The following is a 12312-nucleotide window of genomic DNA, read 5'->3' on the forward strand; positions in this document are numbered from 1 at the left end:
GCAGTCGCGCATGTTGCGCACCCGGTCTAATCCTTTGAAATTACGGCGAAATCCGAGCTCTTTTAACCTGATGTCAACGACGTCTCACGCGCCGGCACCCGGCCGAGCATGAAGTCGACGAGCGTCGGCTCGCCATCGACAGTCTGGACTTCCTTGTAGCGAGTGCCCTGGAGGCCACGGCAGAGCGCGCCGTTGAACTCCATGTTGATCCGCACCTGCCGGAGACGTGCGACATAGTCCTTCAGTCCGTCTCCCGGCAGCGCCTCGCCCTCCCAGTTGCGGAAGGCGAGATCGCCGGGCCAGCGGGCGAGGCCGCGCCGGACCAGAAGCTCACGGTAGCGGGGCCGCTGCGCCGCCGCCTCGCCGCCGTCGAAATCGACGGCGTCGAGCTGGCGTAGCGTCATCACCGCGATGGAGGCGTCCGACCAGCCGAGGGCGCGGAGGCGTACCAGCACGCTTTCCTGCCGGCGCTGGAACGCCTTTTCCTCGAAGGTGGCGCGCAGTTCCGAGAGATCGCCACCGTCGCAGAGCGAGGCAAAGACCGCCTGGAAGCCACGGCCGCCGTTGACCGCTTCCATCACCTCTTCGGCGTGCATGTGGTCTTCGAGCCGGACGACCACCCGGGTGACCCCGGGCAGTCCACCGACCTCGCGCGAGATGCCTTCAGCCATCAGGAACGCGAAGTTCGGCGAGCACCAGTAGGTGGGCAAGCGGAAGACCACGGTGACGACAGCGTCGTCAGGCGGTCCCGCGAACTCCACGTCCTCGACGAAGCCCATGTCGGTGATCGGCTCGTCAAGTTCGGGATCGGCCACCCGCGCCAGCGCCTGCCAGACGTCGCCCCTGAGGGTCCGGGCCTCGTGCATCTCGCACATGGCTTGTTACTCCGCTGCGATGGAGACGGGTTCGGCGCGCAGCTTGGCCTTCTTCGACTCGACGTCGATGCCGTAGATGCGGGCCGCATTGAGGCCGAGGATCTTCTCCTTGATCTCGTCGGTGAGCTGAACGCCACGCTCGGCGGCGATGTCTTCGGGGATCTGGTAGTTCCAGAACTTTTCGACCAGCCACTTGGGCGTCCAGATGGCGTAGTCGGAGGAGAACAGGATCTTGTCCGGCCCGACCCAGAACAGGAGCTCGGCCATCATCTCGCCGAAGTAGCGCGGACGGGAGTGGATGAACGGCAGAACCACCGCGAGACCGCCGAAGACGTTGGTCTCCTGCACCGCGATCCAGCAGAAGTCGTCAAGGCGCGGCTGGCCGCAATGCTCGACGATGAAGTTCAGGTTCTGGAAGTCGGTCGCGGCGTAGTCCACGTCATGGACGTCGAAGGCATCCTTGTTGAGCGGGATGATCGTCGGGCCCTTGTGGACGTGGACGTTCTTGATGCCGAGCTTGTCGAGCAGTTCGAAGCAACGGTACGACCACGGATCGTTGAGCTTCCAACCCTTGCTGTCGCCCTTCCACTCGGCGGTGTAGAGCTTCACGCCCTGGATGTCGTAGGTTTCCTTCATGTAGTGGATGTATTCGAGCGCCTTTTCACCATCGCGCGGATCGTAGGCGCCGTTGATGATGAAGCGGTCCTTGGCGCGCTTGGCCATGTCGTGCGCGCGGCCGAGGTCGCCGAAGCCGTTCTTGTAGAAGTCGCCGAGCACCGTGGTCTGGATGATCGCCATGTCATCCGGGCCGTCGATGAACAGGTCGCGATAGAGGTCGTCGGCCGAGTACTTCTCGAAGCGCGACTTCTCCCACAGCTCGTCCTTGGGCGAGAGCGCGTTGTGGTAGGCGTAGAAGCACTCGATGAACTGCTTGCCGTGGATGTTGCGCTGGTTCTCCGGACTTCCATCCCAGAAGTGGATGTGCCCGTCGACGACGAAGATTTCCTTGCCTTCCGGTGTCACGTACATGGCTTGGCTCCCTGGTTTATTGGCTCAGACCGAGATGGCGACCTTGAGAACGCCGTCCCGCTGGTTCGCGAAGAGGTCATACGCCTCCTCGATCTGGTCGATGGAGTAGCGGTGGGTCACGAGGGGCTTCAGGTCGACCCGGCCGGAGGCGATGACCGACATCATCCGCCGCATCCGCTCCTTGCCGCCGGGGCAGAGCGCGCTCTTGATCGTCTTGTCGCCGAGACCGGCGGCATAGGCGTCGAGCGGGATCGTCAGATCTCCCGAGTAGACGCCGAGGCTGGAGAGCGTGCCGCCCGGGCGGACAACGCGCAGGCCCGCCGCGAAGGTGGCCTGGGTGCCGAGCGCCTCGATCGCCACGTCAACGCCGCGGCCGTCGGTCAGGGCCATGATGGCTTCGACCGGATCGGTCTCGCGGAAGTTGATGACCTCGTCGGCGCCGAGCTGGCGGGACATGGACATGCGCGCGGCGACCGCATCGACGGTGATGATGCGGGTGGCGCCGAGGAGCTTCGCCCCGGCCGTGGCGCAGAGGCCGATCGGGCCTTGGGCGAACACCGCGACGGTATCGCCGATCTTGATGCCGCCGTTCTCGGCACCGGCGAAGCCCGTGGACATGATGTCCGGGCACATCAGGACTTCCTCGTCGGTGAGGCGGTCGTCGATGGGCGCGAGGTTCGCCATGGCGTCCGGCACCCGGACGAATTCGGCCTGGCAGCCGTCGATCGTGTTGCCGAACTTCCAGCCGCCGATCGCCTGCCAACCGTGTTTGGTGCCGGCGCCGTCCTGGCTGCAGAAGCCGCAGAGACAGGCGTTGGACCAGCCGGAGGGCGTGATGGCGCCGGCGATCACCCGCTGGCCTTCGGTGAAGCCCTTCACCTCGGAGCCGAGCTTCTCGATGATCCCGACCGGCTCGTGGCCGATCGTCAGCCCCTTCGCCACCGGGTACTCACCCTTCAGGATGTGGATGTCGGTGCCGCAGATAGTGGTGGTCGTGACCCGGATCAGCGCGTCCTGCGGGCCGATGTCGGGGACGGGCTTGTCGTCGAGGACGATGCGGCCCTTTTCAACGAAGATCGCGGCTTTCATCTTGCCGGCCTTCGCCTTCCTGGAGTTGCCGGCGAGCGTAGAGGAGTCCATCTATGCATTCCCGATGGGGGGTAAAAACGGGGCCGGCTGAACCGGCCCCGGTCACGCGTCAGATGTATTCCATCACCTCGTCCATGTTGCCGAAGAGGATGACGGTGTTGTCATCGACCCGCACCATGCGCCCGTAGTGAGTGGAGGTGTTCACCTCGAAGATCTCCGCCGTCATCTCGCGGCCGAGGAAATCGCCGATCTCGTCCATCTTGAAGATCAGCTTGTCGTGGCCGTCGATGCGGATGAGTGCCGGCTGGTAGGTGACTGTGACGTCGGGCTTCTGGCCCATGAACTCGGCGATGGCACGTGCCTCGACGGAGTCGTTCATCGTCACGCCGCACTGGTCGGAGATCGTCTGCTCGAAGGTGATGTCCTTCATGGACTTGAAGATGTTGTCGTGCTTGGCGCTGTCGCGCTTGGCGGACTCTACCGACATCTGTCCCTACTCCCTTAGTTGAGGCCGAGTTCGCCGAGGATGTGCGCGATGCGCTCCTCGGACTGTGCCCGCACGTCCTCGAACGAGACGGGTTTCGAGTGCGGCTCCGACCAGATCGGCTGGAGGTCGCGCGCTGCCTTCTCCGCGAGCGGGCGGTGGACCTTGATCCATGCCTTGAAGAGCGAGCGGTTGTGCTCGGCGTGCTCTTCGTCGTGGGCCAGCAGGTACATGAGGTCGATGCAGTTCGCGAGGTTGCGCTCGTAGTCCGCTTCGGCTGCGGAGATGACGGGCGGCGTCACGAAGTCGCTGTTGGCGGCGGCCACCCGCATCATGAAGCCGGAGCGGAAGAGTTCACCCACCAGCGGCTCGAAGACGAGGTTGATGGCGAAGTACTGCTCCAGATAGTCGGTGGTCCCCATGATCGTCTCGATCGCCTCGCGGCAACCCTGCCAGATGGGGTCGTTCAGCCAGTGGTCCTTGCCGGCGTTGTCATCCCAGCCGGGGATGTCCATGCCGATCTCGGCGAGGTAGAGGGTGATGTCCTGGGCGAGCCGCAGCTTGTAGGAGCTGTTGGTCAGCGTCGCGTTGTTGATCATCTGGGTGTAGCCGTAGCGCTGCGCCTGCATGAGCGAGGTGCCAAGGCCGAACTCCGCGTGCTTCCACGCGCCGAGATGATGCTGCAGGACCTTGACCCAGGCCTTGTCATAGGCGGTGTGGGCGCCGGACTTGCGGGCGTTCGAGATGACGGACTGGACCATCGTCTCGATCTTGGACTGGCGCTGGTAGTGGGTGCGTTCCCACTCCTGGTCGGGAGCGCGGAAGGCGTGCCAGTTGGAGCTGAGCGCGCGGGTGTTGTCCTTCATGTAGGCGCCGCGGCCGTCGGAGAACTCGATGATCCAGTTCTGGATCAGGTAGCGCTCCGGGTCCGGCTGGACGTCGACGGTGACGTCCTCGTAGTGGGTGGCGCGCTGGCCGCGCGGCTGGAAGTAGCGGTACTTGCGGCTGTCGCTATCGGCGAAGATGGCGGCACCCGCCGCGCCCGATCCGACCGAGCTGGAGATAGCTGGCATGACGTTTCGCTCCTGTTGGTATCGCTAGTGGGACCGGGCCGGCTCGAGCTGCCCCGGTGAAGCGCTGGAGGAAGTGGTGAAGCGGTCGAAGTGGATACGCTCGGTCTCGAAGCCGCCCATGAAGAGGATCGGCTCGAGCGCGTCGATCATCGGCGGTGGCCCGCAGGCGTAGACGTCGCCTTCGCCGTCGATGTCGAGCTCCTTGAGCTTGTCGGCGACACGCTCGTGGACAAAGCCCCGTGCCCCGGTCCATTCGTCATCGTCATCGGCATGGCTGAGGACGGGGATGAAGTGGACGGACGGATTGGCTTCCGTCAGGGCCGCGATCCTGTCCAGATAGAACAGGTCGCGTTGGGTACGCGCGCCGTAGAAGAAGTAGACTTCGCGGTCCTCGCCGCTGGCCACGTGATCATGCAGGATCGACCAGACGGGCGAGAGCCCCGAACCCGCGGCCACCATCACGATGGGTCCTTCCCGGTCTTCCCGCCGGAAGCAGGTTCCGTACGGTCCGACGACGGTGACGGCTGCACCGGTGCGGATTCCGCCGGAGTCGAGCTCGCCGGAGAACTTTCCTTCGGGGTACTTCTTGATGATGAAACGCAGGGTTTCGGTTTGCTCCGGCGTATTTGCCATGGAAAACGAGCGCGTAATCGTCTCCCCTTCTTCGGTGGTGACGGTGATGTCGACATATTGTCCGGCCCAGAACTTGATCGGCGCATCGAGCGCGATGGCAATTCCCCGGATGTCATGGGTGAGAGTGTCGATCTCCGAGATGCGGCCCTCGTAGCTCTTGACCGCAATGGATTTCGACAGGATTTCCTCGTCGTAGTTGAGGAGTTCCACTTCCATGTCGGAGTAGGCAATCGACCGGCAGAGCAGGATATGCCCGCTGTCGCGCTCCATGTCGTTGAGCGCGAAGGTCGAATACTTCAGCAGGTCGACTTCGCCCTCGTTCAGGATACACTTGCAGGCCGAGCACTGACCCTCCTTGCAGCCGTGCGGCAGGGCGATGCCCTGACGAAAGGCCGCATTGAGGACCGTTTCACCGTCCTCGACCTCGAATTCGACGCCGACCGGCTCCAGGCGGACCGTGTGAGTCATTCCCTTTGCCTCGTTTCCACTTCTTCCCCGCCCCCTCCCCGCGGATGTGCGGGGAAGGTCTTTTCGGTTGCTGACTTCGGATGCTGGTGGGGCGGGTTGCTTGCCTGCCCCTTGGTATTGGCGGGGTGGGTGTGACACCCACCCCGGGGGGTCGTCAGTTGCAGGGCTTGATCGTGAAGCCCGCCTTGTACTCGGCGATGTGCGCCTCACGTGCCTCGGGGGTCATTTCCCGAAGGATCGTGAGCGGCGAGAGCAGCGTGTTGCCCTTCACGTCGTCGAGGGTCCACATCTCCTTGTCGTCGAAGCGGAGATGCGGCTGCGGGATCAGGGTCTTGCCGTCAGACCGGACGAAGTTCAGGTCCTTGATCGCATCGGCCAGATCCCAGCCGTGATAGAGCGTTTCCCACTCGCGCTTGCCGGAGAAGCGGCCCATCGCCGGCGTCGGCCGGCCCTGGTACTCACCGGAGAACGCTTCCACCGCCGTCCAGCGATCGAGCTCGTGGGCGAAGGTGTGGATCTGGCCGTCGATCTCGTCGACCACCATGTCCTCGCGGATGAGGCAGGGAACGAGGCAGGACCAGCAGCGGTGCGGGTAGACGTAGCCCGTGTCCTCGCCGGCGAAGGTGATGACCTTCTGACCGCGGTGGCTGAGCTTGTCGTACCACTTCCAGAAGTCGCCGAACTGCGCGTACCAGCCCGGATACTTGTGCTCGAACCACTCGAAGTCGGCGTCACGCTGCGCCTCGATCCGCCAGAAGTTCACCGGCCAGCCCACCGCGAAGAACTGGGCGACGGTGTGGACGTAGAACTTCTTGGTGATGCGGTTCCACGCCTCGTGGACGTCGTCGTGGTGCACCTTCACGCCGTACTTCTCGAGCGGCAGCATGTAGGTCCGGTAGTAGTCCTCGAAGATCCACCGGTGCCACATTTCCGCGTAAGATTCCTTGTTCTTGTCGCGGTTGGTGGTGCCGTACTCGATGAACGTGCCGATGGCGGCGTCGACGATCGCGTGGTTCTGCCAGAAGGCATACCGCAGGTCGCGCTCGAGAAGCAGGTGGTTCTCCGGCTCCTTCAGGGCGGCCATGAGCAGCGAGTGGCCGTTGCCGATGTGCCGGCTCTCGTCGGACTGCACCGACAGGAACACGGTCGGCAGCGCGTAGTCGCCGTTACGGGCGGCTTCCGACGGCATGGCGACGAAGAGCGTGTTGGTGAACGCGGTCTCGGCGACCACGGTCAGGTACATGCACGCGGCGGTCATAGTGTCGCCGGTGATGAAGCCCTCGCCGAACTGCCGGCCGATCGTGGTGGCGTAGCACTTGCCGAAGGCTTCCTCGGTGATGTCGAAGCCAGCCGGGTCGATGTAGTTCTCCATGTACCACTTCTTCAGGTTCATCTGAATCGTGGAGTGGCGGAACTCGTCGACCATCTGCATGGTGAAGCCGGTGCGCAGATCCTCGCCCGGCGCCAGACGGGCGACCATGGCCATGGAGCGCGCCGCCGAGATTTCCGGGAACGGGATGATCGCGAGGAAGAGCTTCATCCACTCGACCCAGCGCGGTTCCACGTTGCGGAACATGTCGCCGCGAAGCGCCGCGTCGAGGGCGCCGTAGACCCGGTTGTCCTTTTCTTCCTGCATCGGGAAGTAGGAGCGCAGGACCTGCTTCATCGGGTCGCGCGGCGCCTTGGCGATCTTGTAGTCGGTCGGGAAGGTATTCGCTTCCTGGACGTAGGTGGGCTGCCACCCGAGGTCCGAGATCCGCTTGGTCGCCTCGCCAACCGGGATGCCCCGTTGCGAGGTGATCTTGTTGAGCGTCAATGACGTCATCGTCAAAAAGCCTCCACCCGTTGCGCCGGCAGCCCATGGCTCCGGCTATCGCGGCGTCGTGCGCCGCCAGTTTCTCGCTCTCGAGCGGCAGCCCGGTCGGGGGCCGTCGTTCGGTGGATCCGGCAAAGGTGTCGCGCATCCCGGAGGTTTTCGTGGGCGGGCTTCTCAGCCAGCAGTCGTGACCCGGTCGCGTTTCCTTCGTTCTTGTGGCACCGGGCAGACTTCCCGATGGGCTTGTTCTGCCGGATACCATGCAATTGCCGTGCCAAGTTGAGAACGTGCGAAAACGTGTCCCAGGAGCGTGGCTTCCGGGCAACCCCGTCCACATCCCGGGTCCGGACGTAACGTTTCGTTACATGTGTAATTTACAGTTGTTGCGTGGACAGTAATTTTGCGGACGCAAAATTACTTGTGCGGGTGCAAAACAGCTATCTGGACAACCGCACATCCCGGCGTATCTACTCGCGACGCACTCGGGGAGCCCCGCCATGCCAGAGACCCCCTCACCCCAGGACGTCACCGCCGATCTGGTCCGCCTCATGCCACGGGACGCAGTTTTCATGCTGCGCTTCCTCGGCGAAAGCCAATTGCGCCTGCAGCGGCATTTCCATGACTTCATCGAGGCCGAGCTCGCGCGCAACGGCGTCACGCCCGACAGCCATCCGATGATCCATGGCTTCATCGAGACTCACGCGCGCACCTTGCGCGACTTCGTGTTCGCGGGTCTTTCCATGGCGCATCAGGTGCGCTTGCCGGAGATGGAGCGGCTGACCGGCGACGCGACGTCCCTTCTCAGCGTCGACGTGTGGGACGCGCTGCGCACCCACATCGAGATGGCCGAACGACAATTCCGCACCCAGGCGCCCGGGCTGCCCGATCAGCTCGATGGCTACCGGACACCGGAGCCGCGCGACGGGTCCTGAGAGGCATTGTCGCCCGGCCGGCGCCGACTACTGCTTCCGGCCGCCGCCGGGCCAGAGGGCGAGCCACGCCGCCGGATCGGTGCGAAGCGTCCGGTGCGTGGCCTCCATGAGCGCCAGCCGATCGGCCTCCGGCAGCGCCCGGAGCGCGTCCTCCGCCGCCCGCACCGCGTCCGGCGCCGGGTCCAGTGCGGCGGCGGCCAGCGCACCGGTGCAGGGATGCTCCGCGCCGAGACGCGCCTCGGCCGCGGCATGGAGGGCGGTGAACATCACCCGTCCCGCATTGTCGAACATGGTCTCCTCCCGAGTTGGCCCGCGATTTGCGTCTCCGCTGGTACGCGCCGTGCCGACGCGCTCCGAGGAGGACCGCCATGAATGACCAGAGCAACCGGGCACTCACGCTCTTCGATCTCATCGCCCGTTGCTGGCAAACGGGTGATGCCGTGGCGGAGGCGCGTTTCGCCGCCGACGGCACCGCGGCTTTCGCCACGTCCGGCGGGGCTGTGCTGATCGCGGGCGCTCCCGACGATGAGCCGCCCGACAGTCGGATCCGCGTGAGCGGCGACCTCGGGCAGACGACGATCCGGCCGCGCGAGCGCGATCCCGCGCCGCTGGCCGCCGTGACCGATCTCTGCGACGGGGTGCCGGCCTTCGCCGCGGCGGGCACCGGGTTTCTCGCCGGGACGGCGGGCGGCCGGGTGCTGCGCCTCGATGGCGCTGGCACGGCCACGCCGCTCTTCAGTCTCGACGGGCCGGTGGTGGCGCTCGATCACGTGGCCGGGATCACCGCCGCGGCGGACGAGCGTGCGCTGGTCACGATGCAGAGCGGCACGGTGCGGCGTCGGGAGATCCCGGGCTTTCGCACCCTCGCACTCTCGCCGGACGGCCGGCGGCTCGCCGCAGCCAACGCCGCGCAGGTGGTGATCTTCGAGCGTGAGGGGGACGAGACGGTCCCGCTGCGCAACGTCTCGCGACTCGCCTGGCGCGATGACGGCCGCTGGCTGGCCGCCGCCCTCGGAGCGGACGGGCTCGCGCTCGTCGATGCCGAAGCGCCCGAGCCCGTCCATCACCTGCGGAGCTTCCCCGCCGCCGTGCGGAGCCTCGCCTGGAGCCGCCCCGCGAACGCGGTGACCGCGGCGGGTGCGTTCCGCATCGCCGCCTGGGACGCAGGCGCGCTGCCCTCGACCGAGCAGGCGCTTCTGACCGGCCAGCCGGGGCTCGTCGTTGTCGAGGCCGTTGCGGCGCATCCGGGCCGGCCGCTCGTTGCCGCCGGCTACGCCAACGGTCAGGTCGTTCTGGCGCAGGTCGGCACGCGCGACGAGCTCCTGCTGCGGCAGGCCGGTGCCGCCATCACCTGCCTCGCCTTCTCGCCGGACGGACGTCACCTGGCGATCGGCGACGCGAGTGGCGCGGCGGCAATCGCAACCTTCCCGCGCAACATGTTCAAGTAGGAGGAGATTCTGGTGAGCACCGACACCGCCAACGCGCCCGCCACCCTGACCGAGGAAGAGCTGAGCAAGGACGCGTTCTTCACGCGTCTCGGCGATCTCTCGCAGGAAATCGTCGCGGCACACGGGCGCGACTTCGCCATGGGCGCACTGGTCCTCGCGGCCCGCTGGATCGCAGAGGGCCGGCTCGGAGGCGAGGAAAAGCCGCACTGAGACTACCCCGGGCGCGAGCCCTCGTAGATCAGGCAGATGGTGCGGAGCGTCGAGGCAAAGTTCGTCGCTCCGCCCTCGAACTCGGCGGACTCCTCGTGGAGCGCCGCGATGAGTTTCGGCGTGGTGACCCCCTGACGCTCGGCCATGGAGTCGAGCACCGCCCAGAACGCCGCCTCGAGCTGGATGCTCGTGGCGTGACCGCCGATCCTGAGGGACCGGCTCACGCGCTGGAAAGGTCTCGCACCGGCGCTTGCAATCAATCCGCACATCCAGCCCACCCCTTTCCATGACAAGTGAGGCGACCGCCGCGGCGGCCGCCCTCTCCGTGACGAGGCGTCAGGGGATCAGCACCGCGCGGCCGTGGATGCGGCCGGCGTTCAGGTCCTGGAGCGCCTTGTTGGCGTCGGCAAGCGAGTAGTCCACGGTCGTCAGGTTCACCAGCCCGCGGTCGGCCAGCGCCATCAGCTCGACGAGCTCGGCCCATGTGCCGACGAGATTGCCGATGATGTTCTTCTCGGTGATCACCATGTCAACGGTCGGAACGACGATGTTCTCGCCGTAGCCCACCACGTAGTAGCTGCCCATGCTGCGGGTCATGGCGAGGCCCTTGGCGGTCATGCCCTTCTCGCCGACGAAGTCGATGACCGCCTCCGAGCCGAGCCCGCCGGTCAGCGCAAGCAGTGCCTCGACTTCGTTGCCGTCCGCCTTCACCAGCTTGTCGGCGCCGATCTTCTCGGCGAGCTTCAGGGAGTCGTCGGACTTGTCGACGACGATCACGTCCGCCGCGCACATGGCCTTCAGGCACTGGATCGCGATGTGGCCGAGGCCGCCCGCGCCGATCACCACGACGCTCTCGCCGGGCAGCAGGTGCCGCGTTGCCTTCTTCACCGCACGATAGGCGGTAAGGCCGGCGTCGGCGTAGGGGGCCACCTCCTTCGGCGCCAGCGTCTTGGGCAGGGCGACGATATTGCGCTCGGACGTGGACAGGTACTCGGCATATCCGCCATTGGAATCGAGCCCGGGGAACGTGCCCGGCCCGTGCATGTCGTGGCCGCGACGGCAGGCGAGGCAGGTGCCGCCGGAGATCTTCGGGTGGACGATCACCGGGTCGCCGACTTTCAGGCCTTCGACCTCCTTGCCGATCTCCTCCACCCAGCCGGCGTTCTCGTGCCCCATGATGAGCGGCAGGAGATGATGGCCGTCCGGGTCCATGTGCGGCTTCCACACGCCCTCGATGATGTGGAGGTCGGTCCGGCACACGCCGGCGCCGCCGATCCGCACGATGACGTCGGTCGACTTCTCGATCTTCGGATCCGGGACATCCTGCAGCGTCACCCACGAGTCGGCCGTGAGCTTCTCGTCATACTGGTTCAGGACCTGGGCCTTCATCACGCGATTCCTCCGTTGCGTGGTCATTGCCCGTATTCAAGCAAGCACCATGCCAGTCACCTCCGGCCAGTTCCGACAAGCGGAACCGGCGCTTTCGTGCCGAAGGAAATCAGGTGAATTGGGATGCGCGCGAGGCGCACGGCATCGGTCGACGATAAGCACCTGACACACTCACAGGTCGTTCCCGCGGGAATGCCGGCGGCGGATGATTTCAAGGTGCGTCGCGGAATGGATCCTCGCGAGGATCCCCGGGCGACAGCGTCGAGCCGTCTTTGCGGGCCGTATCTGCCCCGGCGCGCACTGGCGCCGAGGCTCCTCTCCGTCAAGGCGTCAGATTGACGCCCAGTCGCTGAACTTCACCCCGACAGGGGGCTTCGGCGCCGGCTTCTGCGGTGCCGCTGGCGGCTTCTTTTCGCCACGATCCATCACTCAGTACTCCGGTCTAGAGCGTTACCCCGCGGTCCGGCCACGGTCCGTGTAACATACTCGTCCTCGACCGCGGTTTCAGGACCGTGGCAGGCGTTGTAACGAACATCTCATCGGATGTGTCCTTGAGGCAACGCGGCGGAACCCTGAAGCATCGTGAAGCGTTACATGAGCAGCAAAGGACTTCACCCTCGATGATCGACGATCCCGACGATGCCATCCCCAGCAAGACCGGCGACCCGGACCCTGCCGAGTATGCCAACACATCGAAGAATCCCCGGGACTGGGTAACCGGGGACGAACGCATGAGCCGCGAGGAGGCAGCCTATCTCAGGGTGCGTTGCGCCGAGGCCGGCGTTGATTTCGACCAGACCCTGACGAAGGCGGCGGCGGCCGAACTCATCGACCAGCTGAAACCGCAGATCGCGAGCTGACCGCCG

14 protein-coding genes are annotated in these 12312 nt (G+C 65.5%); 4 read left to right on the plus strand and 10 right to left on the minus strand.

The features are described from left to right. Nucleotides 1-62: 62 nt before the first annotated feature. The 7 genes from HNP73_RS12020 to HNP73_RS12050 all read right to left on the minus strand — a co-directional run bounded on the left by HNP73_RS12020 (nt 63) and on the right by HNP73_RS12050 (nt 7476). Nucleotides 63-875 carry an iron-sulfur cluster assembly protein gene (locus HNP73_RS12020; protein ID WP_246399743.1) on the minus strand — a complete coding sequence of 271 codons (813 nt, stop codon included), beginning with the start codon at nt 873-875 and terminating at the stop codon, nt 63-65. A 6-nt stretch (nt 876-881) separates the two neighbouring features. Then, a complete protein-coding gene (locus tag HNP73_RS12025) occupies nt 882-1904 on the minus strand; it encodes an amidohydrolase family protein (RefSeq protein ID WP_184149408.1) in 1023 nt (340 codons plus the stop codon). Between the two features lie 24 nt (nt 1905-1928). Beyond that, nucleotides 1929-3044 (minus strand): NAD(P)-dependent alcohol dehydrogenase, encoded by a 1116-nt coding sequence (locus tag HNP73_RS12030; protein ID WP_221288486.1) that lies wholly within the window; start codon nt 3042-3044, stop codon nt 1929-1931. A 58-nt stretch (nt 3045-3102) separates the two neighbouring features. Beyond that, entirely contained in the window at nt 3103-3480 is a 378-nt protein-coding gene (locus HNP73_RS12035; protein WP_184149411.1) for an MmoB/DmpM family protein, read from the minus strand. Nucleotides 3481-3494: 14 nt separating this feature from the next. Then, nucleotides 3495-4550, minus strand: coding sequence for an aromatic/alkene monooxygenase hydroxylase subunit beta (locus HNP73_RS12040; RefSeq protein WP_184149414.1), 1056 nt, complete (start codon nt 4548-4550; stop codon nt 3495-3497). Nucleotides 4551-4574: 24 nt separating this feature from the next. Then, the gene (locus HNP73_RS12045) at nt 4575-5651 is read right to left on the minus strand and encodes an NADH:ubiquinone reductase (Na(+)-transporting) subunit F (RefSeq protein ID WP_184149417.1); all 1077 of its coding nucleotides are present in this window, start codon (nt 5649-5651) and stop codon (nt 4575-4577) included. Between the two features lie 154 nt (nt 5652-5805). Next, nucleotides 5806-7476: an aromatic/alkene/methane monooxygenase hydroxylase/oxygenase subunit alpha gene (locus HNP73_RS12050; protein ID WP_184149420.1), complete on the minus strand. Its 1671-nt coding sequence runs from the start codon at nt 7474-7476 to the stop codon at nt 5806-5808. Between the two features lie 488 nt (nt 7477-7964). On the opposite strand from HNP73_RS12050, the gene HNP73_RS12055 reads away from it, so the two are divergent. After that, nucleotides 7965-8399: a hypothetical protein gene (locus HNP73_RS12055; protein ID WP_184149423.1), complete on the plus strand. Its 435-nt coding sequence runs from the start codon at nt 7965-7967 to the stop codon at nt 8397-8399. A gap of 27 nt (nt 8400-8426) precedes the next feature. Here HNP73_RS12055 and HNP73_RS12060 read toward each other — a convergent pair whose 3' ends face one another. Continuing rightward, nucleotides 8427-8690, minus strand: a complete 264-nt coding sequence (locus HNP73_RS12060) for a hypothetical protein (RefSeq protein ID WP_184149426.1) — start codon at nt 8688-8690, stop codon at nt 8427-8429. Nucleotides 8691-8767: 77 nt separating this feature from the next. Between HNP73_RS12060 and HNP73_RS12065 the strand changes: the two genes are divergently transcribed. Beyond that, a complete protein-coding gene (locus HNP73_RS12065) occupies nt 8768-9847 on the plus strand; it encodes a WD40 repeat domain-containing protein (protein WP_184149429.1) in 1080 nt (359 codons plus the stop codon). A gap of 12 nt (nt 9848-9859) precedes the next feature. Beyond that, nucleotides 9860-10057, plus strand: coding sequence for a hypothetical protein (locus HNP73_RS12070; RefSeq protein ID WP_184150740.1), 198 nt, complete (start codon nt 9860-9862; stop codon nt 10055-10057). A 2-nt stretch (nt 10058-10059) separates the two neighbouring features. Here HNP73_RS12070 and HNP73_RS12075 read toward each other — a convergent pair whose 3' ends face one another. Both HNP73_RS12075 and HNP73_RS12080 read right to left on the minus strand, forming a co-directional pair. Next, the gene (locus HNP73_RS12075; protein ID WP_343063278.1) at nt 10060-10281 is read right to left on the minus strand and encodes a ribbon-helix-helix domain-containing protein; all 222 of its coding nucleotides are present in this window, start codon (nt 10279-10281) and stop codon (nt 10060-10062) included. Between the two features lie 112 nt (nt 10282-10393). Then, the gene (locus HNP73_RS12080; RefSeq protein WP_184149435.1) at nt 10394-11446 is read right to left on the minus strand and encodes an NAD(P)-dependent alcohol dehydrogenase; all 1053 of its coding nucleotides are present in this window, start codon (nt 11444-11446) and stop codon (nt 10394-10396) included. A gap of 620 nt (nt 11447-12066) precedes the next feature. On the opposite strand from HNP73_RS12080, the gene HNP73_RS12085 reads away from it, so the two are divergent. Then, nucleotides 12067-12306 carry a DUF3072 domain-containing protein gene (locus HNP73_RS12085; protein ID WP_184149437.1) on the plus strand — a complete coding sequence of 80 codons (240 nt, stop codon included), beginning with the start codon at nt 12067-12069 and terminating at the stop codon, nt 12304-12306. The last annotated feature ends 6 nt before the right edge of the window (nt 12307-12312 follow it).

It is taken from the genome of Amaricoccus macauensis, assembly GCF_014201905.1.
Lineage (GTDB): Bacteria > Pseudomonadota > Alphaproteobacteria > Rhodobacterales > Rhodobacteraceae > Amaricoccus > Amaricoccus macauensis.